The organism is Streptomyces sp. NPDC086147, from assembly GCF_040702165.1.
Taxonomy (GTDB): Bacteria; Actinomycetota; Actinomycetes; order Streptomycetales; family Streptomycetaceae; genus Streptomyces.
In genome coordinates, this window is sequence record NZ_JBFBJO010000004.1 from 145,516 (window position 1) to 168,108 (window position 22,593).

The 22,593-nt window shown below is 74.5% G+C and carries 20 protein-coding genes and 1 pseudogene; 14 read left to right on the plus strand and 7 right to left on the minus strand.

From position 1 onward, the window contains the following. Window positions 1-9 precede the first annotated feature (9 nt). Complete coding sequence (locus AB0398_RS11365; protein WP_366373921.1) at window positions 10-636, plus strand: hypothetical protein; 627 nt, start codon at window positions 10-12, stop codon at window positions 634-636. A 290-nt stretch (window positions 637-926) separates the two neighbouring features. On the opposite strand, the gene AB0398_RS11370 is transcribed toward AB0398_RS11365, so the two are convergent. Then, entirely contained in the window at window positions 927-2,198 is a 1,272-nt protein-coding gene (locus AB0398_RS11370) for a hypothetical protein (RefSeq protein ID WP_366373922.1), read from the minus strand. Between the two features lie 215 nt (window positions 2,199-2,413). On the opposite strand from AB0398_RS11370, the gene AB0398_RS11375 reads away from it, so the two are divergent. The 6 genes and pseudogenes from AB0398_RS11375 (at window position 2,414) to AB0398_RS11400 (ending at window position 9,583) form a co-directional block, all read left to right on the plus strand. Then, a complete protein-coding gene (locus AB0398_RS11375) occupies window positions 2,414-3,247 on the plus strand; it encodes a M55 family metallopeptidase (protein WP_366373924.1) in 834 nt (277 codons plus the stop codon). After that, entirely contained in the window at window positions 3,240-4,574 is a 1,335-nt protein-coding gene (locus AB0398_RS11380) for a M20/M25/M40 family metallo-hydrolase (RefSeq protein ID WP_366373926.1), read from the plus strand. Before AB0398_RS11375 ends, AB0398_RS11380 begins: the two co-directional genes overlap by 8 nt. Before the next feature lie 73 nt (window positions 4,575-4,647). After that, window positions 4,648-6,645: pseudogene (locus AB0398_RS11385) on the plus strand (prolyl oligopeptidase family serine peptidase). Continuing rightward, window positions 6,642-7,601, plus strand: coding sequence for an LD-carboxypeptidase (locus AB0398_RS11390; RefSeq protein WP_366373928.1), 960 nt, complete (start codon window positions 6,642-6,644; stop codon window positions 7,599-7,601). The pseudogene AB0398_RS11385 and the gene AB0398_RS11390 overlap by 4 nt, the downstream one beginning before the upstream one ends. A 170-nt stretch (window positions 7,602-7,771) precedes the next feature. Further along, window positions 7,772-8,512 (plus strand): class I SAM-dependent methyltransferase, encoded by a 741-nt coding sequence (locus AB0398_RS11395; RefSeq protein ID WP_366373930.1) that lies wholly within the window; start codon window positions 7,772-7,774, stop codon window positions 8,510-8,512. Between the two features lie 216 nt (window positions 8,513-8,728). Further along, the gene (locus AB0398_RS11400) at window positions 8,729-9,583 is read left to right on the plus strand and encodes a D-alanyl-D-alanine carboxypeptidase (RefSeq protein ID WP_366373931.1); all 855 of its coding nucleotides are present in this window, start codon (window positions 8,729-8,731) and stop codon (window positions 9,581-9,583) included. 53 nt (window positions 9,584-9,636) lie between these two features. Here AB0398_RS11400 and AB0398_RS11405 read toward each other — a convergent pair whose 3' ends face one another. Both AB0398_RS11405 and AB0398_RS11410 read right to left on the minus strand, forming a co-directional pair. Further along, a complete protein-coding gene (locus tag AB0398_RS11405; RefSeq protein ID WP_366373933.1) occupies window positions 9,637-10,725 on the minus strand; it encodes an adenosine deaminase in 1,089 nt (362 codons plus the stop codon). 77 nt (window positions 10,726-10,802) lie between these two features. Beyond that, entirely contained in the window at window positions 10,803-11,558 is a 756-nt protein-coding gene (locus tag AB0398_RS11410) for a GntR family transcriptional regulator (RefSeq protein ID WP_366373935.1), read from the minus strand. 249 nt (window positions 11,559-11,807) lie between these two features. Here AB0398_RS11410 and AB0398_RS11415 point away from each other — a divergent pair, with 249 nt between their 5' ends. Then, window positions 11,808-12,158: a hypothetical protein gene (locus AB0398_RS11415; protein ID WP_366373937.1), complete on the plus strand. Its 351-nt coding sequence runs from the start codon at window positions 11,808-11,810 to the stop codon at window positions 12,156-12,158. A gap of 170 nt (window positions 12,159-12,328) precedes the next feature. Then, window positions 12,329-12,937: a GNAT family protein gene (locus AB0398_RS11420; RefSeq protein ID WP_366373939.1), complete on the plus strand. Its 609-nt coding sequence runs from the start codon at window positions 12,329-12,331 to the stop codon at window positions 12,935-12,937. 13 nt (window positions 12,938-12,950) lie between these two features. Here the strand turns inward: AB0398_RS11420 and AB0398_RS11425 are convergent, their stop codons facing one another. Beyond that, window positions 12,951-13,283 carry a DUF6204 family protein gene (locus AB0398_RS11425; RefSeq protein ID WP_366373941.1) on the minus strand — a complete coding sequence of 111 codons (333 nt, stop codon included), beginning with the start codon at window positions 13,281-13,283 and terminating at the stop codon, window positions 12,951-12,953. 255 nt (window positions 13,284-13,538) lie between these two features. Here AB0398_RS11425 and AB0398_RS11430 point away from each other — a divergent pair, with 255 nt between their 5' ends. After that, window positions 13,539-15,569 carry a DUF5107 domain-containing protein gene (locus AB0398_RS11430; RefSeq protein WP_366373942.1) on the plus strand — a complete coding sequence of 677 codons (2,031 nt, stop codon included), beginning with the start codon at window positions 13,539-13,541 and terminating at the stop codon, window positions 15,567-15,569. Between the two features lie 7 nt (window positions 15,570-15,576). Here AB0398_RS11430 and AB0398_RS11435 read toward each other — a convergent pair whose 3' ends face one another. Further along, window positions 15,577-16,413, minus strand: coding sequence for a methyltransferase domain-containing protein (locus AB0398_RS11435; RefSeq protein WP_366373944.1), 837 nt, complete (start codon window positions 16,411-16,413; stop codon window positions 15,577-15,579). A 353-nt stretch (window positions 16,414-16,766) separates the two neighbouring features. On the opposite strand from AB0398_RS11435, the gene AB0398_RS11440 reads away from it, so the two are divergent. The 3 genes from AB0398_RS11440 (at window position 16,767) to AB0398_RS11450 (ending at window position 20,427) form a co-directional block, all read left to right on the plus strand. After that, window positions 16,767-17,978 carry a sulfite oxidase gene (locus AB0398_RS11440; protein WP_366373946.1) on the plus strand — a complete coding sequence of 404 codons (1,212 nt, stop codon included), beginning with the start codon at window positions 16,767-16,769 and terminating at the stop codon, window positions 17,976-17,978. Window positions 17,979-18,107: 129 nt separating this feature from the next. Beyond that, window positions 18,108-19,340 carry an aminotransferase class I/II-fold pyridoxal phosphate-dependent enzyme gene (locus tag AB0398_RS11445; protein WP_366373948.1) on the plus strand — a complete coding sequence of 411 codons (1,233 nt, stop codon included), beginning with the start codon at window positions 18,108-18,110 and terminating at the stop codon, window positions 19,338-19,340. A gap of 64 nt (window positions 19,341-19,404) precedes the next feature. Then, complete coding sequence (locus AB0398_RS11450; protein WP_366373950.1) at window positions 19,405-20,427, plus strand: MBL fold metallo-hydrolase; 1,023 nt, start codon at window positions 19,405-19,407, stop codon at window positions 20,425-20,427. On the opposite strand, the gene AB0398_RS11455 is transcribed toward AB0398_RS11450, so the two are convergent. Together AB0398_RS11455 and AB0398_RS11460 are read right to left on the minus strand one after the other, a co-directional pair. After that, a complete protein-coding gene (locus AB0398_RS11455) occupies window positions 20,407-21,138 on the minus strand; it encodes a VTT domain-containing protein (protein ID WP_366373952.1) in 732 nt (243 codons plus the stop codon). The two genes, AB0398_RS11450 and AB0398_RS11455, sit on opposite strands and share 21 nt — an antisense overlap. After that, on the minus strand, window positions 21,135-21,908 hold the full coding sequence (locus AB0398_RS11460; RefSeq protein WP_366373954.1) for an MBL fold metallo-hydrolase: 774 nt from the start codon (window positions 21,906-21,908) through the stop codon (window positions 21,135-21,137). Before AB0398_RS11460 ends, AB0398_RS11455 begins: the two co-directional genes overlap by 4 nt. A gap of 121 nt (window positions 21,909-22,029) precedes the next feature. Between AB0398_RS11460 and AB0398_RS11465 the strand changes: the two genes are divergently transcribed. Then, window positions 22,030-22,434: a recombinase family protein gene (locus AB0398_RS11465; protein ID WP_366373956.1), complete on the plus strand. Its 405-nt coding sequence runs from the start codon at window positions 22,030-22,032 to the stop codon at window positions 22,432-22,434. The last annotated feature ends 159 nt before the right edge of the window (window positions 22,435-22,593 follow it).

Consider the following 22,593-nt stretch of genomic DNA (forward strand, 5'->3'; position numbering starts at 1 on the left):
CGGGACGTCGTGATTGAGAATCTTTCCAGCCCGTCGGATGTCGAGTTGAAGCTCCTTGCTGCGGCAACAGCGGAGCGGGCGGCTTCTTTCTGCCGAGTATTGGGATCCGAAGAGCAGCAGGAATGGATTGATTCCGGTCTGGAACTCGCTTGGCGTATGGCAGCCGGCTACGGAGATGCAGATGATTGCTCGGCCCTCCTTGATTCCCTCGTCGAGTATGGCGAGGGCGAATTCGAAGAGGCGGACCCCACTGCATCTCCCGGCTTCTACGCAGAGCAAGCCGTCGGTCTCGTCGGAGAAGCTCTGGCGGTCTCCTTGAGGCCGTCCGTCGATCGCATCGAAACGGGATTCAAGACGATGCGAACACTTTTCTCCATGGTTGATTTCAAGCTCTCTGGAGAAAAGCCCGTGATTGTTCGAAGCGGTGAGCCCAAGCCGCTTCCTGGGCCGCTCGGTCAGCTTGAGAGGGACGCCGAGAGTCACGCGCTCGCAATCCTGCTGAGAGAGCGAGGTGCGACAGGAGAACGTCTGGGGGAGCAATCGACTCTGGCCGAGTTGCGCAACCTTTCAGAAGCGTTTTCCGTCGATGTGACTCCGTCTCTGGAGGAATTCTCCGAGGCCAACAACTGGAGCTGATCAGCCGATGGCTCAGGGAGCGTCGGACTGACGGCATCCAGAAGACATGACAGAAGGCCGTCCCCGGTTTCGTGCCGGGGGCGGCCCTCTGTTTCGTGGTGTCGTATGTCAGCCCTTCACGGGAGCCGGATCCGCTGGGACCCCTTGGTCCACTGCGAGCTGCCTCGACGCAACTGGTTCTGCCTCCCCGTTCCGTGCTTCCCGCAGGAACAGCCTCGAGGGCTCCGGGTCGAAGCCCGGACCTTTGTACCGAAGGCCCCGCCAGCCGCCGATCAGGTTCTCGATTCGGGTCAGGCGGCCGTCGACGCCCTGCGCAGCGCGCTGATGCAGGAGCCGATCGCCTCCTGGAGGGCTTCGAGGCGCTGGAGCATGTCGTCCTCGAAGACCTCCTCCTCCAGGACCTCGTCCAGGGTCAGCTCCTCGAAGACCTTCGTCGCCTTCTGCAGGCTGCTGTAGAACTTCGTCCGCCGCTCCTGGACCCGCAGCGCCGGGTCCTCCTCGACGGCCTTGGCGACCAGGCCCTTGACCGCGTCGTACGCCTCGCCGGCCCACTCGCCGGCCTCCTCCGAGTCGTCCAGCTCGTCGAGGAGCGACAGGTGCCGCTCGGCCTCCGCCCGCAGCTCGGGCGGTGCCTCCACGGTCTGCCCCGCCGGGGTCTTGATCTGGCCGTTCTCCACGATCTGGCGCACGTACCCGATGCGGTCCGCCGCCTTCGCCTCGCTCGCCACCGCCTTCTTCAGGTCGCCGGTGCGGGCGATCGCGCGGGCCATCTCCGTCTGGAGGGCCGGGTCCTCCTTCATCCGGTCGAGCAGCGCGCCGCGCGCCGCCTCCGCCGTCCCGGGGTCGGCGAGGATCGCCGCCCGCAGCGCCGTCGGGTTCTCCGCGACCTCCAGCGCCTTCGTCGGCCGGATGCCCTCCGCCTCGGCCGCCGCGCTGATCGCCTGCCCGCGCACGGAGGTCGCGCCGTTGCGGGAGGAGTAGTACGAGATCCAGACGTCCGCGTCGGGCAGCTCGACGTCCTCGCCGGGGACCAGGACCTCGAACTGGGGGACCAGGCCGTCGTCGGCGGCCATGTCCCAGGCCTTGTAGTAGCGCATGACCCGCTCCGGCGAGCACCCCGCGAGTTCCGCGAACGCCTTCGCGGAGACCTTCGCCGCGGCCGTGCCCTCGGCCGGCTGGCCGCCGGGCCGGACGCTCCGCGCCACCTTGAGTGCGAAGGCCCAGCCGCCTGTGCGGGCGTAGACGCCGAAGTCGCGGGCGTCGCGGACGACGACGGGGTCGGGCTCCCCGGCGTCCTGATCCGCGTCCCCGTCCACCTCCTGGGCCGAGGTCTGATCCGCGTCCTGCTGATCCTCCCGGTCCTCAACCTCCTGCGGTCCGTGGGGCTCCGGCGCCGAGGGCTCCCAGAACTCGGGCTCCTCCGCCATGACGGGGCCGGTGGCCTCCTCGGCGGGCCCGGGGACAATGGACTCGGTGACGGCGGACTCGGGAACGACGGGCCCGGGAACGGCGGGCCCGGCCTCGGCGGGCGTGGTGTCGGACGGGGTGAAGGCGATGGTCACCGGGGCTCTCCGAGGGTCGGGTACGGGAACTGCGGCCGACAGCCTATACACACCCCTTGGCGAAGTTTCACCCGTTTCAGCGGTCCGGTGCGCAGGGGGCGACCGGAACCCGCCGGGCCGTCCCCGCCACCGCCCGGTCCGTGCCATTGGTCCACGCCAACGGTGGTTTTCCACAGGGGTGGTACGGCTGCCGGGCGGCGCGTACGGTGCCGGATATGAAGATCCTCATCAGCGCCGACATGGAGGGCGCGACCGGTGTGACCTGGCCCGCAGACGTGCTGCCCGGCACGCCCCAGTGGGAGCGGTGCCGCTCCGTGTTCACGTCCGACGTGAACGCGGCGGTGCTGGGCTTCTTCGACGGCGGCGCCGACGAGGTGCTGATCAACGAGGCGCACTGGACCATGCGGAACCTGCTCCTGGAGAGACTGGACGAGCGGGCCGAGATGCTCACCGGCCGGCACAAGTCCCTCTCCATGGTCGAGGGCGTGCAGCACGGCGACGTCGACGGCATCGCCTTCGTCGGCTACCACACGGGCGCGGGCGCCGAGGGCGTCCTCGCCCACACCTACCTCGCCAACTCCATCACCGGCGTCTGGCTCAACGGCGAGCGGGCGAGCGAGGGCCTGCTCAACGCCCACGTGGTCGCGGAGTACGGCGTCCCCGTCGTCCTCGTCACCGGCGACGACCTGACCTGCGAGGACGCCCTCGGCTACGCCCCCGAGGCCCCCAAGGTCGCCGTCAAGGACCACGTCTCGCGGTACGCGGCGGTCTGCCGGACCCCCGCCAGGACCGCCGCCGACATCCGGGCCGCCGCGAAGGCCGGCGCCGCGCTCGCCGTGCGGTACGAACCGGTCCGGGGCGGCCCCTTCACCGTGGAGGTCGAGTTCGACGCCGAGCACCTGGGCGCCGCCGCCACGGTGGTTCCCGGCGTGGCGCGCAGCGGGGAGCGGCGCGTCGCGTACACGAGCGGGACCATGTACGAGGCAATCCGTACGTTCAAGGCGGTCACGACCATCGTCTCCGCCGCGGTGGAGGAGCAGTATGGCTGAGGAGGTCCGGGAACCGGACGCGACGGCGCTCGACGAGGTGGTCACCTTCACCTCCGAGCTCATCCGCATCGACACCACCAACCGGGGCGGCGGCGACTGCCGCGAGCGCCCCGCCGCCGAGTACGTCGCCGAGCGGCTCGCCGCCGCCGGGATCGAGCCCACCCTCCTGGAGCGGACCACCGGCCGCACCAACGTCGTGGCGCGCATCCCCGGCACCGACCCCGCGGCCCCCGCGCTCCTCGTCCACGGACATCTGGACGTGGTGCCCGCCGACCCCGCCGAGTGGGCCGTCCACCCCTTCTCCGGCGAGGTCCGCGACGGACTCGTGTGGGGGCGCGGCGCCGTCGACATGAAGAACATGGACGCGATGGTCCTGGCCGTCGTCCGCTCCTGGGCCCGCCAGGGCGTCCGGCCGCGCCGGGACGTCGTCCTCGCCTATACCGCCGACGAGGAGGACAGTGCCACCGACGGTTCCGGCTTCCTCGCCGAACGGCACCCGGCGCTCTTCGAGGGCTGTACGGAGGGCATCAGCGAGTCCGGGGCGTTCAGCTTCCACCCGGAGCCCGGCACCACCCTCTACCCGATCGCGGCGGGGGAGCGCGGCACCGCCTGGCTCAAGCTCACCGCCCACGGCCGCGCCGGCCACGGCTCCAAGGTGAACACGGCCAACGCCGTCACCCGCCTCGCCGCCGCCGTCGCCCGGATCGGCGCCCACACCTGGCCCGTCCGGCTCACCGCCACCGTCCGCGCCGCCCTCACCGAACTGGCCGCGCTGTACGGGATCGAGGTCGATACCCACGCCCCCGACTTCGACACGGACCTCCTGCTCGACAAGCTCGGCCCCGCCGCCGCCCTCGTCGCACCGACCGTCCGCAACAGCGCCAACCCGACCATGCTGGAAGCCGGTTACAAGGTCAACGTCATCCCGGGCACCGCCGTCGCGTACGTGGACGGGCGGATGCTGCCGGGCGGCGAGGAGGAGTTCACCGAGACGATGGACCGGCTGACCGGGCCGGACGTGCGGTGGGAGTTCCACCACCGCGAGGTGCCCCTGGAGGCCCCCGTGGACTCCCCGACCTTCGCCAAGCTGCGGGCCGCCGTCGAGCGCTTCGACCCGGACGGGCACGTCCTGCCGTTCACCATGTCCGGCGGCACCGACGCCAAGCAGTTCTCCCGGCTCGGCATCACCGGCTACGGCTTCTCGCCGCTGAAGCTGCCCCCGGACCTCGACTACGCGGCGCTCTTCCACGGGGTCGACGAGCGCGTCCCCGTGGACGCCCTCCACTTCGGCGTCCGGGTGCTCGACCACTATCTGAAGTCCGCGTAGGGCACGCGGGACGCACGAGGAAACCCGGGACACGAGGGGGAACGGACCTGTGACAGCAGGGGGAGCGGAGACCATGGAGACGGCCGCCTACGGAAGCTGGCCCTCGCCCGTCGACGCGGCGCTCGCCGCCGCGCACGACGGACGGCCCGAGTACCCCGGCGCCGTCGGCGACGAGCTGTGGTGGACCGCGCCACGGCCCGCCGAGGGCGGCCGCCGGGCCCTGGTGCGGCGGCGGGCCGACGGCACGGAGGAGACCGCGCTGCCCGCCCCGTGGAACGTCCGCAGCCGGGTCGTCGAGTACGGCGGACGGCCCTGGGCGGCGGCCGACCGCCCCGAGGGCGGACCGCTCGTGGTGTTCTGCCACTTCCCCGACCAGCGGCTGTACGCGTACGAGCCCGACGCCGGGCCCGGCGCGGAGCCCCGGCCGCTCACCCCCGTCTCCGCCGTCGGCGGCGGACTGCGCTGGGTCGACCCGGTGGTCCACCCGGACCGGGGCGAGGTGTGGTGCGTCCTGGAGGAGTTCACCGGGCCCGCGCCGACTGACGTGCGCCGGGTGCCCGCCGCCGTGCCGCTCGACGGCTCGGCCGCCGGGGACCGCACCGCCGTGCGCGAACTCACCGGCGAGCGCCACCGGTTCGTGACCGGCCCCCGGCTCTCCCCGGACGGGAGCCGGGCGGTCTGGATCGGCTGGGACCACCCCCGGATGCCGTGGGACGGCACCGAGGTCCTGCTCGCCGAGGTCGCCCCCGACGGCACCTTCCGGGACGCCAGAACCGTCGCCGGCGGGCTGGCCGAGTCCATCCCCCAGGCCGACTGGGACGCGGCGGGCCGACTGCTCCTCGTCAGCGACCGCACCGGCTGGTGGAACCTCTACCGGGCCTCGGTCGGCGACGACGGCACCCTGTCCGAACCGGTCGCCCTCCGTCCCCGCCCCGAGGAGTTCGGCGGCCCGCTCTGGAAGATCGGACACGGCTGGTTCGCGCCCCTGGAGAACGGGCTCGTCGCCGTCGTCCACGGCACGGGCACCACATCCCTCGGGATCCTCGACCCCGAGCGCGGCGACCTCGTCGACGCCGTCGGCCCCTGGACCGAGTGGACCCCGGCCCTCGCCGTCCACGGCACCCGGGTGGTCGGCGTCGCCGCCGGACCATACGGCTCCTACGAACTGGTCGAGCTCGACACCCGCACCGGCCGCGCCCGCGCGGTCGGCGCCGCGCACACCGACGCCGTCGACCCCGCGTACTACCCCGAGCCCCGCCTCCGCACCTTCACCGGGCCCGGCGGCCGGGAGGTCCACGCCCAGGTGTACCCGCCCCGCCACCCCGGCTTCACCGGCCCCGACGGAGAGCTGCCGCCCTATGTGATCCGGGCGCACGGCGGGCCCACCGGGCACGCCCCGCTCGTCCTCGACCTGGAGATCGCCTACTTCACCTCGCGGGGCATCGGCGTCGCCGAGGTGAACTACGGCGGCTCGACCGGCTACGGCCGGGAGTACCGGGAGCGGCTGCGCGAGCAGTGGGGCGTCGTCGACGTCGAGGACTGCGCGGCCGTCGCGACGGCGCTCGCCGCCGAGGGCACGGCCGACCCGGCGCGGCTCGCCGTGCGCGGCGGCAGCGCGGGCGGCTGGACGGCCGCCGCCTCCCTCGCCGCCACGGACGTGTACGCCTGCGGCACGATCGTCTACCCCGTCCTCGACCCCCGGGGCTGGGCCACCGGCGGGACCCACGACTTCGAGTCCCGGTACCTCGACGGGCTCATCGGCCCCTTCGACCGGGTGCCCGGCCGGTACAAGGAGCGCTCGCCCGTCGAGCACGTCGACCGGATCACGGCCCCGTTCCTGCTGCTCCAGGGGCTCGACGACGTCATCTGTCCGCCCGAGCAGGCCGAGCGCCTGCTCGCCCGCGCGGCCGGCCGGGGCGTCCCGCACGCCTACCTCGCCTTCGAGGGGGAGGGGCACGGCTTCCGCGGCACCGAGGCCCTGGTCCGCTCCCTGTAGGCCGAACTCTCCCTGTACGTCGAGGTGTTCAGAATCGACCGCACGGACGTCCCGGACCTGGAGTACCGCACGTGACCGGCCCCGGGGCGCGGGAGCCGCTCGCTGTCCGCGCACTGGAGCGGCCCGCCCGGCTCCGGCCCGGGGCGCGGGTCGCCGTCGTCGCCCCCAGCGGGCCCGTCTCCGAGGAGCGGCTGCGGGCGGGGCTCGACGTGCTGCGCGGCTGGGACCTGGAGCCGGTGGTCGCCCCGCACGTCCTGGACGTCCATCCGGCCCTCGGGTACCTCGCGGGGGCGGACCGGGCCCGGGCCCGGGACCTGACCGAGGCCTGGTGCGACCCCTCGGTCTCCGCCGTGATCTGCGCGCGCGGCGGGTACGGCGCCCAGCGCATGGTGGACCTCGTCGACTGGGCGGCGGTCCGGGCGGCCGGACCCAAGGCCTTCGTCGGCTACAGCGACGTCACCGCCCTGCACGAGGCCTTCGCCGTCCGCGCGGGCTTCGCCACCCTGCACGGGCCGATGACCGCCGCGGGCACCTTCCTCTCGGACCCTCGTACGCAGGAGTCCCTGCGGGCCACCCTGTTCGAGCCCGAGTCGGTACGGACCCTGGGATCGGAGACCGCGCGGGCCCTCGTGCCGGGCCGCGCCCGGGGCGTGACCCTCGGCGGCTGCGTCAGCCTCCTCGCCGCCGACCTCGGCACCCCGCACGCCCGGCCCTCGGCGCGCGGTGGGCTGCTGGTCCTGGAGGACGTGGGGGAGGAGCTGTACCGCCTCGACCGGATCCTCACCCAACTCCTGCGCTCCGGCTGGCTCGACGGGGTCGCGGGCGTGGTGCTCGGCTCCTGGGCGGAGTGCGGGCCGTACGAGGAGGTGCGGGCGGTGCTCGCCGACCGGCTCGGCGGCCTGGGGGTGCCGGTCGTGGAGGAGCTGGGCTTCGGACACGGCCCGACCGCGCTCACCGTACCGCTCGGCATACCGGCGGTGCTCGACGCGGACGCGGGGACGCTCACCCTCGACGTACCGGCCCTGCGCTGAGGGCTTCCACCAAGTCGCCTTCCAGGCGCGGGTGTTCGGCGCGACGACGAAACGACCCCGCCATCTTCGTGGGTTCCGCCAGTACGGCCCTCCGGACGGCCGGGGAGAGACTTCCCGCCAGGGGCCGCGGCCTGTCCGAAGGCCGACGCCACGAAGAGGGGAACAGCACGATGAGCGGTCAGCTCTACGACGGGATCGGCGAGGCGTTCGAGGGGTTCAAGGGCCTCCCCCTCGCACGCTACGGGGAGGTGCCCGGTTTCCTCGCCCTCGTCGGCGACGTGAAGGGCAGGTCGGTCCTCGATCTGGCCTCCGGAACCGGCTTCTACAGCAGGGAGCTCAAGCGGCGCGGCGCGTCCGACGTCCTCGGCGTCGACATCTCCGGCGCGATGGTCGACGCGGCCCGGGCCCTGGAGGACGCCGAACCGCTGGGCGCGCGGTACGAGGTCGGTGACGTCGCGGAGCTGCGCGCCTTCGACGAGCCCTTCGACCTCGCGATCGCGGTCCAGCTGTTCAACTACGCCGACAGCGTCGCCACCATCGAGCGGATGTGCCGGAACATCCACCGCAGCCTCGCGGCAGGGGCCGAGTTCTTCGTCTTCACGCAGAACCCGGACTTCCGTTTCGGCGGGCCGTCCCTGGCCAAGTACGGCTTCCTGTGCGAATCGCTCGGCGAGGAGACCGAGATCGGGCCGCGCGAGCGGCTCACCGCGCTCCTCGACCCGCCGATCTCGTTCGAGGCGAACCCGCCCGGCCGCGAGGTCTTGGAGAAGAGCCTGCGGGCGGCCGGGTTCGACGGGATCGCCTGGGTGCCCCTGGAGATCTCGGAGGCCGGCGTACGCGAGTACGGCGAGGAGTTCTGGGCCGACCACGACGCCAACCCGCCGCTGACGATGCTCCGCTGCCGCGCCTGACACCGAGACGGTCCCCGCGCCCGCCCCCGAGCGGGTTCCGGGCCGCCCCCGCCCCTGAGCAGGGCGGCCCGGAATGCGAGGAACTTCACGGCCCCCGCCGTACATCCCCGGAGCCCCTTCGTTCGTCTTCCGTGCGCCGGGTCCGTGCGGGCCCGGAAGGCATCGATTCAAGGGCGGAAGACTTTGAAGACTCCCACACTCGGGGTACGCAGTGCCGTGACCGTCACACTCACGGCCTCGGCCGTCCTGGCCGGTGGCCTCTTCACCGGCCAGGCGTACGCCGCGCCCGTCGACCCGACGGTCACCGCCCTGGGCGGCTTCATCATGAACAACGCCACGGGCACGACGATGTACGGGAAGACCGCCGACACCCGCCGGTCCACCGGCTCCACCACGAAGATCATGACCGCGAAGGTGGTGCTCGCGCAGAAGGGCCTCAACCTCGACGCCAAGGTCACGATCGACAAGGCCTACAGCGACTACATCGTCGCGAAGAACGCCTCGTCGGCCCGGCTCATCGTCGGCGACAAGGTGACCGTCCGCCAGCTCCTCTACGGCCTCATGCTGCCGTCGGGCTGCGACGCCGCCTACGCGCTCGCCGACAAGTTCGGCACCGGCACCACGCGGGCGGCCCGGGTCAAGTCGTTCATCGGCAAGATGAACACCGAGGCCAAGAACCTCGGCATGAAGAACACCCACTTCGACTCGTTCGACGGCATAAGCAACGGGCAGAACTACTCGACTCCGCGCGATCTGACGAAGCTCGCGAGCAGCGCGATGAAGGACGCCACGTTCCGCACCGTCGTCGCGACGAAGTCCACGTCGCAGAAGGTGACCACCAAGACCGGTGGCTACCGGTACATGTCGTGGACCAACACGAACAGGCTCCTGAGCGAGTACAGCGGCACGATCGGCGTGAAGACCGGATCGGGCCCGCAGGCCAAGTACTGTCTCGTCTTCGCGGCCACCCGCAACGGCAGGACGCTCATCGGCACGGTGCTGGCCTCGTCGTCCGAGGCGAACCGGACGGCCGACGTCAAGAAGCTGCTGGACCACAACTTCAAGAAGTGATCCCGGGGGCGGGCCGGCGCCGTGGTGCGCCGGCCCGCCGCTCCGCACGGGCCTCAGAGCGCCGCGTACCCCGGGCGCACGACCTCGTCGATCAGGCGCCGGCGCTCGGGCAGCGGCAGGAAAGCGGCCTCCAGGGCGGCGACCGTGAACTCCTCGAAGACCTCCGGGCCGTAGCCGAAGGCGTCCGCCATGTGCTGGAACTCCTCGCTCATGGTGGTGCCGGAGACCAGCCGGTTGTCCGTGTTGAGCGTGATCCGGAAGCCCAGGCGGCGCAGCTCGTCGATCGGGTGCGTGGCGTAGTCCTTCGCCGCGCCCGTCTGCAGGTTGGAGGTCGGACAGACCTCCAGGGCGATCCGGTTGTCCCGGACGTACGAGGCGAGCCGGCCCAGCGTGCCGTCCTCGGCTATGTCGTCCGTGATCCGCACGCCGTGTCCGATCCGCTCGGTGCCGCAGACCTGCACGGCCTCGTGGATCGACTCCGCGCCGACGGCCTCGCCCGCGTGGATGGTGAAGTGGCAGTTCTCCCGCTTCAGGTGCTGGAAGGCGGCCAGGTGGCGGGCCGGCGGGTTGCCGATCTCGCCGCCCGCGATGTCGAAGCCCGCCACTCCGTTGTCCCGGTGCGCGACCGTGAGCCGCGCGATCTCCAGGGAGCGGTCCGTGTGGCGCATCCCGGTGAGCAGGGTGCGGACGGTGATGCGGCCGCCGGAGCGGCGCTCGCCCTCGCGGAAGCCGTCGTTGACCGCCTCGACGACCTCGTCGAGGGTCAGGCCGCCCTCCAGGTGCTGCTCGGGGGCGTAGCGGACCTCGGCGTAGACGACGCCGTCCGCCGCCAGGTCCTCGGCGCACTCGGCCGCGATGCGCGTGAGCGCCTCGCGGGTCTGCATCACCGCGCAGGTGTGGGCGAAGGTCTCCAGGTAGCGCTCCAGCGAACCGGAGTCGGCGGCGTCCCGGAACCAGACCGCGAGCTCGGCCGGATCCTCGGTCGGCAGCGCGGTGTAGCCGCACTCGCGCGCCAGCTCGACGATGGTCGCGGGGCGCAGCCCGCCGTCGAGGTGGTCGTGGAGGACGGCCTTGGGGGCCCGTCGGATCCAGTCGGAGACGGGGGCGGCGGCGGGCGCGGTGAGGTTGTCAGACAAGTGCATGGCGGGGAAGTGTACGCCACGGGGAGGGGGCGCGCTGTGACGCCCCCGACAGGGGGCGGGACGGGAGTTCGGACCGCTCAGTGGGAATGCAGCACCGGCAGCGCGGGGGCGCCCGTCGGCAGCATGTGCTTGGCGGCCAGGACCGGGACCTCGCCGACCCGGACGACCTGGGTGACCAGGACGGCGGGGGTGTCCGCCGGGCGGCCCAGCTGGTCCCCGCGCCGCCGTCCGAGCAGCGTCGCCGTGATGCCGCTGTGCGCGCCGAGGGCCGTCTCGCGCGAGGCGGCGACCAGGACCGAGAGCATGGAGACCGCCGGGTGGCCGTCGGCGTCCGTCTCCCGCAGGGCCCGCGCGAACTCGGGGTGCACCCGGTCGAGCAGGTCGTCGGACGCCGCCCACTCGTGGCTCAGGGCCGCCGCCGTACCCTCTCCGACCAGCACGGACTCCCAGAACCGCAGCTCGGCGCGGGCCGGGGCGAGCAGATGCTGGGCGGTGAAGTCGGTCGGCTCCTCGACCGTCCGCAGGAGCGCCCGCACGCGGAGCGGCGCGCCCCCGCCGATCAGCTCCTCCAGCGGCTGGACCTGCTCGAACCCGCGCCGGGGCGGCCGGTCGTTCACGGTCCGGCCGACCCCGCGCCGCACGGTGAGGACCCCGTCCTCCTGGAGCAGCAGCAGCGCCTCGCGCAGGGCGGGCCGGCTCACGCCCAGCTCGGCGGCGAGCTTCGGCTCGGAGGGGAGCGTGGAGCCCGGCGGGTAGGTGCCGTCGTGGACGGCGTCCGCGATCCGCTCGTAGAGCGCCACGACCGGTCGCCGCCGCTGTCCGCTGACCGCCACGGCCTCTCCTCTTCTCGCTGTCGGTCCCGTCCCCGGCACCACGGTAGCCGGGTCTCGTTGTCTGACAAGTCACCCGTACGGCTCTCCCCACCGCCACGGTGGGGCCCCGTCCCCCTCATTCTGGTCCCACGGCGGCGGCCGGTACGGACGGCAGGGGCGGTACGACGAGGAGAGGCCCGGAACGATGAGTCCCCAGGACAGGGAACGGACGGCGGACGCGGGCGCGTCCCGGCCCGGCGGGAGGCGGAAGTGAGGCGGGCCGCCGCCGTCGGGGCGGTCGCCCTCCTCGCGCTCGCGGCCGTCGCCGCGACCTCGGCGGAGGAGACCTCCGGGGCCGGGGGCGAGCCGGGAGAACGGACGGTGCCGGACTTCCTGGGCCTGGGCCTGTGGCGGGTCTTCACCCGTCTCGACCGCAGGACCCGGCTCGACGTCCACGACGTGAGCGGCCGGGACCGGCGGGTGCTCTGGCCGTCGCGCTGGCAGGTCTGCACCCAGTACCCGGAGGCGGGCGCGGACCTCGACCGGCGGACCACGGTCATGATCGGAGTCGTCCGCAGGGGCGAGACCTGCCCGCCCCGCGTCCGCACGGCCCGCCGCTGACCGGCGCCACCGGCGACCGGGCTTCGTCACCGACCGGCCTCGCGGCCCGTACGACACCGTGGCTCGTACGACCCTGCGGCCCGTACGGCACCGTGACTCGTACGCCCCCGTGGTCCCGCACGGCCCGCCGCCGACCGGTGTCGTACGGGCCGTCCGCATAACCTGGCCGCATGCCCGATGCCCCAGGCCCGTACCCCTCCGTCCCGGGCCCGCCCTCCGGCGACCCCGGTCCGTCCCCCGACGCCCCCTACCTCGCCCTCGGCCCCCGCGTGGGCCTGCGGCCCTTCTCGGCGGCCGACGCCGAGGAGTTCACCGCGCGTGCCCGCGAGAGCCGGGAGCTGCACCGGCCCTGGCTGTTCCCGCCGTGCACGCCCGAGGCGTACGCCGCCTATACCGGGGTGCTCCTCGGCGAGCCGGCGCGCGTCGGTCTCCTGGTGTGCGAGCACGAGGAGGGCGGCCGGATCGCCGGGTTCGTCAACATCAACAACATCGTCCGCGGCGCCTTCCGCAGCGGCGCCCTCGGCTACGGCGCCTTCGCGCACGCCGCCGGACGCGGTCTGCTCACCGAGGCCCTCGGCCTGGTCCTGGACCACGCCTTCGGGTCCCTCGGACTGCACCGCCTGGAGGCGAACATCCAGCCCGGCAACGCGGCCTCCCGCGCCCTCGTCCGCCGTGCGGGCTTCCGCCTGGAGGGGTTCTCGCCCGCGATGCTGTTCATCGACGGCGCCTGGCGCGACCACGAACGCTGGGCGATCACGGCCCCGGAACCCGGGGCGTGAACGCACGACGGACTCAGCGCTTGTAGTTGATCTTCATCGTGTCGAGGTCCGTCACGGTCGAGCGCAGCCCCTTGTACCCGTGGCCCAGCTCCCCGAGCACCGTCTCCACCCGGTCCTCCGCGAGCGCGCCCGCCATCTCCTCGCCGTCCTCGGCGTCGGAGACGACGACCACGCGGTACGAGAAGTGCCTCAGCGTCCGGTCGTAGGTCAGCGAGCCCTCCTCCGTGAACCGCATCGCCGCCATCCCGTGGTCGTCCGCCTCGGCGAGCAGCCGGGACCGGCTCTCCTCCGACAGGCCGTCGAACGTGCCCCGGACGATGACCCGGTAGGTGTGCCGCGTGCCCATTCCTCGTACTCCCTGTGCCACGGGTGCCCCTGCTCCCCGGCCCGCCACGGCGGCGCGCCGACCCGTCACCGTACGACGGCGGGCGCCCGCGCCGCCCGGAATATCCGGCTGCCCCACCGGCGGCCCTCCGCCCGGCCCCTCCGTCGAAGCCCGAAGCCCGAAGCCTGAAGCCGAAGCCCGAAGCCGAAGCACGCCGTCGAAGCCCGACGCCGAGAACCCCTGGTCAGGACGGATCCCGGCGTGTTCGATGGGGCGATGACGACCGTGCGACGTGCCGTACTGACGCTGCCCGCGGCCCCGCTGGGGCCGGACAACCCGCTTCCCGCCCTGCGCGCCCCCGCCCGCGCCGGGGCGCACGCCGTCGACGAACGCACCCTCGCCGGGCTCCCGCGCGACCTGGCCCGGGGCATCGGCCGCGCCCCGCTGCGCAGCCTCCTGCCCGTCCCCGTGCGCGACGGCTACGGCCGCGACCGCGCCCCCGCGGACCTCGACGCGATCGTGATCGAGAACGACCGCCTCCGGGTGACCGTCCTGCCCGGCCTCGGCGGCCGGATCCACTCCCTCCACCACAAGCCCACCGGCCGCGAGCTCGTCCACCGCAACCCCGTCCTCCAGCCCGCCGCCTTCGCGCTCAACGGTGCCTGGTTCGCCGGCGGCGTCGAGTGGAACACCGGGGCCACCGGGCACGGCGCCCTCTCCTGCTCGCCCCTCCACGCCGCGACCGTCCGCGCCCCCGACGGCGGCCCGATGCTCCGCCTGTGGGAGTGGGAACGGCTGCGCGACCTGCCGTTCCAGATCGACCTGTGGCTCCCCGAGGACTCCGACTTCCTGTACGCCGGCGTCCGCATCCGCAACCCCCACGAGCGCCCCGCGCCCGTCTCCTGGTGGTCCAACACGGCCGTCCCCGAGGACCGGCGGGTCCTCGTGCCCGCCGACGCGGCCTGGCACCACGGCCACGAACGCGGCCCGGACCGCGTGCCCGTGCCCGTCGACGGTGACGGCACCGACCGCACGTACCCGCTGAACAGCGTCCACGCCGCCGACTGGTTCCACGACCTCCCGGACGGGCGGCGGCGCTGGATCGCCGCCCTCGACGCGGACGGCACCGGCCTCGTCCAGACCTCCACCGACGCCCTGCGCGGCCGGAAGCTCTTCGTCTGGGGCACCGGGCGCGGCGGCCGCCGCTGGCAGGAGTGGCTGACCGGGCCCGGCGCCCCCGGCTACGCCGAGATACAGGCCGGGCTCGCCCGCACCCGGCTGGAGCACCTGGAGCTGGCGGGCGAGTCGGAGTCCAGCTGGCTGGAGGCGTACGGGCCGCTCGCCGCCGACCCCGCCGCCGTGCACGGCGACGACTGGACGGCGGCCCGCGCGGACGCCGAACGCGCCCTGGACGGCGCCCTGCCCCGGACCGCCGTCGACGCCGCGTACACCGCCTGGCGGGAGCGCGCCGCCGACGCCGAGCCGGAGACGGTCCTCGCGGCGGGTTCGGGCTGGGGCGCCCTCGAAGTGCTGCGCGGAGGGTACGAGCTGCCCGGCACGCCCTTCCCGGAGTCGACGCTCGGCCCGGAGCAGGAGCCGTGGCGCGAACTCCTGCGCACCGGCGTCCTGCCGCCCCCGGCGAAGGGCGCGGGGCCCGGCGCGCCGCTCGTCTCCGCCCCCTGGCGGGACATGCTGGAGACCGCCCCGGCCGACCCCTCCACCGAGTACCACCTCGGCGTCGCCCAGTGGCACGCCGGGGACCGCGCCCAGGCGGTACGGAGCTGGGAGCGGGGACTGCGCGGGGCCGAGGAGTCCTGGCCGCTGCTGTACTGCCTGGCCGTGGCCGACCAGGAGGACGGGCACGCGGAGCGGGCCGCCGAACGGTTCGCGGAGGCCTTCGCCGACCACGCGGGCTCCACCGACCACCCGGCCTCCACCGACCACCCGGCCTCCACCGACCACCCGGCCTCCGACGCCTCCGACGCCTCCGGAGACGGGGGAGTGGTGGCCGCCGCCCTCGGCCGGGAGGCCGTGGCGGCGCTGCTCGCCACCGGCCGGACCGACCGGGCCCGGCAGCTCTGGGCGCGCCTTCCGGAAGAGGCGCGGGGGAGGGGCGCGTTCCGGCTCCTGGAGGTCCGGATCCTGCTCGCGGAGGGCCGGCCGGACGCGGCCCGCGCCGTCTTCGACGAGGGCTTCGAGGTGGCGGACCTGAGCGAGGGCGCCGAGGTGCTCGGCGAGCTCTGGGCGCGGATCACCGACGAACCCCTGCCGGACGCCTACGAGTTCCGGATGCGCCCGAATCCCTGAGGGGTGATCACGCCACCCGGCACAGGACCTCCCCGTGCGGGACCATGAACCAGGCGTCCTCCCGTCCGCCCCACTCCCGCCAGGCCTCCGCGATCGCCGCCAGCTCCCCGGCGGTCGCGTGGCCGCCGGAGACGGCCAGGCCGGCGTAGCCGGAGGCGGTCGTGCGGTCCGCCCACAGGCCGCTCCACCAGGCCCGCTCCTCGGGAGCGGCGAAGCACCAGGCGCCGGCCGTCGTCGTGATGTCCGTGAAGCCGGCCCGCCGGGCCCAGGAGAACAGGCGCCGGCCCGCGTCCGGTTCGCCGCCGTTGGCGCGCGCGACCCGGTGGTACAGGTCCAGCCACCCGTCCAGGACGGGCAGTTCGGGGAACCAGGCGAAGGCCCCGTAGTCGCTGTCCCGGGCCGCGACGATCCCGCCGGGCCGGCACACCCGCCGCATCTCGCGCAGCGCCCGCACCGGGTCCCCGACGTGCTGGAGCACCTGGTGGGCGTGGACGACGTCGAAGGAGTCGTCGGGGAAGTCCAGGGCGTGGACGTCGGCCACGGCGAACCGGACGTTCTCCAGGCCGCGTCCGTCCGCGACGGCGCGGGCCTTCACCAGGACGTCCTCGGCCGCGTCGACCCCGGTCACGCGGCCCGGCCCGACCAGCGCGGCCAGGTCGGCGGTAATGGTGCCGGGCCCGCAGCCCACGTCCAGGACGTCCAGCCCCGGCCGCAGCTCGGGCAGCAGGTAGGCGGCGGAGTTGGCGGCGGTCCGCCAGCTGTGCGAACGCAGGACCGACTCGTGGTGGCCGTGGGTGTAGACGGCGGTCTCGTGGGCCGCGGACGGTGTGGAGGCGTGCGTCATGGAACCGGCTCCCTCGGTGTGGGTGGGTGCCTCCACCGTAGGCGGGCTGATCGCATAATGAGACACACGTCTTGCCATGTGGACCATTCCTCACCTCAACGGGTCCCGTCGGCAACGGAGTTCCCCGACGGGGCCCGGCCGCTCGCCTTCCCGGAGTCCGATCGTCCGCCCTCCCGCGCAGCCGCCCCGACCTCGCATCTTCCGGCCCTTTCCGCCGCCTTCCCTCACGTATGCCAGGCCCCTCGGCGCCTCTGTGACAGGCCTGTGAACGGACCGTTCGAACGCGCCCCGCGCCCCTAGGATCGGCGCGCCGCCCGTTCGGCCCCTCCCCCTTCCGTCCGCCGAGGAGTCCCGTGCCGTACTCGCCCGTGCCCGCCCGCCGCTCCCTGCTGAAGCTGCTCGCCGCGAGCCCGGCGGTGTCCGCCCTCGGCGGGCTCGCCGCCGCGGCCCCCGCGCGGGCGGCGGCCGCGGCCGGGCCCACCGCGCCCGGGATCGTCAAGCCGCTCCCCGCCGAGCACTTCACCGTCCGGGGCACCAACGCCGAGGCCCGCTTCGACGCCTTCGCGGACACCGGTTACCTCACCCCCGCCGACCGCTTCTTCGTCCGCAACCACACCTCCACCCCCGTCCTCGACGCCCGCGACTGGCGCCTGACGCTCTGGGGTGACGGGCTCCACGGCCGCAACCCGGTCCACCTCAGCTACGGGCAGCTCCGCGACCTGCCGTCCGTCACCCGGACCGCCCTGATCGAGTGCGCCGGGAACGGCCGCAGCCTCTACACCACCCAGCAGGGCGAGGCCGTCACCGGCACCGCCTGGACCCTGGGCGCCGTCGGGGCCGCCCGCTGGCGCGGCGCCCGCCTCGCCGACGTGCTCCGGCGTGCCGGGATCGCCCGCGACGCCGTCGCCGTCCAGCCGCGCGGCCTCGACGACCCGTACGTCTCCGGCGGCGTCGACCACGGCCGGGTGCGCCGCCCGCTGCCGATCGCCAAGGCCCTGGACGACGTGATCCTCGCGTACGAGATGAACGGCGAGCCCCTCCCGTACGACCACGGGCACCCGATCCGGCTCGTCGTGCCCTCCTGGATCGGCATCGCCTCCATCAAGTGGCTCGGCGACATCGAGGTCTCCACCCGCCCGCTGACCTCGCCCTGGTCCACCGACTGGTACCGGCTCTTCGGCGACGCCCACCCCGAGGGCGGCAGCGCCCCGCTCGGCCGCCAGACCCTCAAGTCCGGCTACCAGCTTCCCTCCGGCGCCACCCTGGAGGCGGGCAGGGTCCACCGGCTCACCGGCCGCGCCTGGTCCGCCCTCGCCCCCGTGCGGAAGGTCGAGGTCTCCGTCGACGGCGGCGCCCACTGGCGCCCGGCCCAGCTCCACGACGCCCCCCGGCGCGACGGCTGGGTCCGCTGGAGCGCCCCGTGGCGCCCGCACCGCGCCGGGCAGGTCACCCTGCTCTCCCGCACCACCGACGCCGCCGGGAACACCCAGCCCGAGCGGGCCGTCCACAACACCCAGGGCTACCTGTTCAACGCGGTCGTGCGCCACCCCGTCACCGTCGCCTGACCCCGCCCGGGACGGCCCCCGCCCCGTCCCCCGGAGCGACTCCACAAGCGGCGGAAACGCCCGAAACTCCGTATAAAGGGCACGAGGGTGCCGTGCCCGGCGCCCCCGTGCGCTCAGGAGGTACGGGACATGCCGCAGAAGGCTCCGGAAGGGCGCGGCCCGGTGCGCTACGGTCCTCCCGCCCCCGACACCGGCCTGCCCGTCCCGCCCGTGCTCGCCGGCCTCCTCTCCGCCGCCGCCGGACGCACCGACCCCGAGCCGCCCGGCGGCGGACCCGTCCTGCGCGAGGCCGCCGCAGGACACTGGTGGCGCCGGGGCCTGCGCACCCACCCCGAGGACGTGGTGGCCGCCCCCGGCGCCCCCGCCCTGCTCCTGGCCCTCATAGCCGCCCACGGCGGCGACCTCCTGCTGCCCCGGCCCTGTCCCGCCTGGTGGGCCCCGCAGGCCCGGCTCCTCGGCCGCCCCGCGTACCACGTGCCCACCCCCGCCGAGTGCGGCGGCGTCCCCGACCCGTACGCCCTCCTGGAGACCGTCCGGCGGATCCGCGCCGAGGGCGGCCACCCCCGCGTCCTGCTGCTCTCCGTCGCCGACGACCCCACCGGCACCGTCGCCCCGCCCGAACTCGTCCGCGAGGCCTGCGAGGCCGCCGTCGCCGAGGGCCTCCACGTCGTCAGCGACGAGACCTGGCGCGACACCCGCCACGACCCGCACGACACCGTGCTCGTCAGCCCCGCCGAGATGTGCCCCGACGACGTCACCGTCCTCAGCGACCTCGGCGGCGCGCTCACCCCCGCCGCCTGGCCCTGCGCCGTCGCCCGCTTCCCGCCCACCGACCCGTCCCGCGCCGACCGCTGGACCGATCCCCGGGCCCGTGTCCTCGACGTCCTCACCGCCCTGGGCTCCGTCGTCCCCGGCCCGCTCGCCCCCGCCCTCGCCCACGCCCTCGACGAACCCGAGGACGTCACCGCGCCGGCCCGGCGCGCGACCGCCGTCCACGCGAGCCTCGCCCGGGCCGCCCACCGCGCCGTCCTCGCCGCCGGCGCCCTCTCCCTGCCCCCGCAGGCCGGCCGCCACCTTTACGCCGACCTCGGACCGCTGCGGGCCGGCCTCGCCGCCCGGGGCGTCACCGACTCCCTGGAACTGGAGGGCCTGCTCACCGAACGGCTCGGTGCCCCGGTGGCCGGCGGACACCGCTTCGGCGACGAACTCGGCGCCCTGCGGGTCCGCTTCGGCACGCGCATGTTCCTCGGGACCACGGGGGAGGAGCGGACCGAGGCCCTCGGGGCCGAGGACCCCCCGGAACTCCCCCGGGTGGCCCGGGCCCTCACGGACTTCGGCGCGGCACTGGAGGAACTCCGGTGACCCCGGCCGCCCGCCGACGCCCCACGAGCCCGCCATGAAGCGCCGAGCGGAACGGAGCCCGCAGATGACCGAACGGACGGCAGTCGTCCCGTACGAGACCGACCGTGCCGCAGCCCCCACGGGCCCCCTCCAGCCCCTCGGCCGGCTGCGGCACGACTGGCCCCGCACCTTCGTCGACCGGCTCACCGCGCCCCTCCCCGGCGTCCGGTCCATGGCCCGCTTCGCCCGCGAGGGAGCCGTGCGCCCGCGCCCCGAGGGCCTCCGCGACATCCCGCTGCTCCCCTTCGAGCCCGGCCCGCTCCCGCCCGCCGGACCCGCCACCCTCGCCGTCACCTGGGCCGGGCACGCCAGCTGGGTGGTGCGGATCGGCGGCCTCACCGTCCTCACCGACCCGGTCTGGTCCCGCCGCATCCTCGGCACCCCCGCCCGGATCACCCCCGTCGGGGTCCGCTGGGAGGATCTGCCGCCCGTCGACGCAGTCGTCATCAGCCACAACCACTTCGACCACCTCGACGCCCCCACCCTGCGGCGGCTGCCCCGGGACACCCCGGTCTTCGTGCCGGCCGGCCTCGGCCGCTGGTTCACCCGCCGCCGGTTCAGCCGGGTGACCGAGCTCGACTGGTGGGAGGCGGCCGAACTCGACGGCGTCCGCTTCGACTTCGTCCCCGCCCACCACTGGTCCAAGCGCACCCTCACCGACACCTGCCGCTCCCTGTGGGGCGGCTGGGTGCTCACCGACCGGTCCGGACACCGGGTGTACTTCGCCGGGGACACCGGCTACGGCCACTGGTTCGAGGAGATCGGCCGCCGCCACCCCGGCATCGACCTGGCGCTCCTCCCCATCGGCGCCTACGAGCCGCGCTGGTGGCTCCGCGACGTCCACACCGACCCCGAGGAGGCGGTCCGGGCCCACCGGGACCTGGGGGCCCGGCGGATGGCGCCCATGCACTGGGCCACCTTCGTCCTCTCCTCCGAGCCCGTCCTCGAACCCCTCAACCGGGTCAGGACCGCCTGGGAGGAGGCCGGCCTCGCCCGCGAGGACCTGTGGGACCTGCCGATCGGCGGCTCAGGGGTGCTCGTGCCGTGACCCGCCGGGGCCTTCGGGAACCCCCGTGCCGGAGCCCGGTCCGGCACCCGGGCCCGGCCCCGCGCCGCCCGACGCCCCGGAGCGCGTCCCCCGCACCCGCCGCCACAGCGCCGGGACCGCGCTGACGAGCACCGTCAGACCCACCGCCGCCACGACCCCCTGCCACGGCTCCGGGAAGAGCGAACCGCCCAGGATCCCGATCAGCTGGTACGTGGCCGCCCACGCCAGACAGGCCGCCACGTCCCCCCGGACGAAGCGGCGCAGCGGCATCTCCGCGAGCAGGCACGCCAGCATCACCGGGATCCGGCCCGCCGGCACGAGCCGGGACAGGACGAGCACCGACACCTGGTGCGTGTCGAGCCGCTCCCGCGCGTGCGCGAGGTGTTCCGGCGTGACCCGCCTCTCCAGCGCGGCCAGCCAGCGCGAACCCTTGTCGGAGTGCACCCCGCGCCGCCCCAGCCAGTACAGCGCCGCGTCCCCGAGGCACGCGGCGGACGCCGACACCAGGAAGACGAAGAGCAGCGACAGCGGCGAGGTCTGGTGGAAGGCCACCACCGCCGCCGAGCTGACGATCGCGCCCGTCGGCACCACCGGCACCAGCGCGCCGAGCGCCACGAGCAGGAACAGCGAGGGGTAGCCGGCCGCCTGCTGCGTGGACTCCGGCGGCAGTTCGCCCACGACCGTGACGAACCGGGCGATCCCGTCGATCACCGGGCGACCTCCGGCCGCACCCGCTCGCCGTGCCCCGGCAGGTGCACCGCCACCTTCGGCGCCAGGCGCGCCGCGTGCCGGACGAACTCGTCGCCGGGGGAGTGGAACTCGTGCGGCCGGACCCCGTCGAGCCCGATCGGCCAGTACGTGCCGTAGTGCACCGGCACCGCCGCCGCCGGGGACAGCTCCGCGAGCGCCTCGGCGGCCCGGCCCGCGTCCAGGTGGCCCGGCCCCAGGTACGGCCCCCAGCCGCCGACCGGGAGCAGCGCCACGTCCACCGGGCCCACCGCCTCCGCCATGCCGTCGAAGAGGCCGGTGTCCCCGGCGAAGTACGTCCGCGCCTCGCCCTCGACGACGTAGCCGAGCGCCGGAGCCCGGTGCGGCCCCACGGGCAGCCGCCGCCCGTCGTGGAGCGCCGGGACGGCCCGTACCGTCACGCCCTCCACCGTCACCGCGTCGCCCGCCGCCACCTCGGTGAGGCGCAGCCCGGCCCGCTCCAGCCTGCGCAGCCCCGGCACGGCGGCGGGCGCCCCGCGCGGCACCACGAGCCGCGTCCCGGGCGCGAGCCGCGCGAGCGACGGCAGGTGCAGGTGGTCGGAGTGCAGGTGCGAGACGAGGACGGCCTCGGCGGACGCGGCCTCGGGCGGCGGCGGGGCGCCGCGGCGGCGGCGCAGATGGGCGAGCCGCCGCGCGAACAGCGGATCGGTGAGGAAGCGGACCCCGGAGTCCTCGACCGTGCAGGTCGCGTGACCCCACCAGGTGACCTCCACGACGTGCCGCCTTCCGTCCGTTCCGTGCCTTCGTGCCCTCCGTACCCCCGTATCGAGGGTAGATGTCCGGAGCGCGCCCCGGAGGATGTCCGGTCGCGCCTTCCCGCAGTAGGGTCCCTCCATGGACGACGTTCGGGTGGCGGCGATCGCCAGCCTCACCCCGCTCGAAGAGCTCGACAGCGAACCCTTCCTCGTCGACACGCGCGGCCAGCACGCGGTGTGCGCGCGCTGGGCCGAGGACCAGGGGTACGTGATCGCCCGCCAGCTGCTGTTCTACGGCATCCGGCCCGACCACGAGGCGCTGTGGGCGGACGTGGAGGACGGCGCGGTCGACCTCTTCGTCGCGGCCAGCGAACGGGTCCTCGCCCGCGCGCTTACCTCCGTGACCGGCTTCCGCGCCGAGTGCGAGCGGCGCGGGGTGCGTCTGGAGACGGTCCGTCCCGACGAACCGGTCTACGACGCGGCGGCCAAGGCCGGGGTGCACCGGCGCCTCTCGATGCCCACCGCCGGGTACGACGGCTCCTGATTCCGCCGGGCCTCCGCCGGGTAGGACGGCCCCTGACCTCGTCCGACTCCCGCCGGGCCGCACCGGCCTTCCTCCGGTCCCGCCGTGGGCGTTGTGACACGCTTGGGGCGGGAAACGGCTGAAAGGCGAGGCGGACGAAAGGCGAGGCGGGCGTGGGTG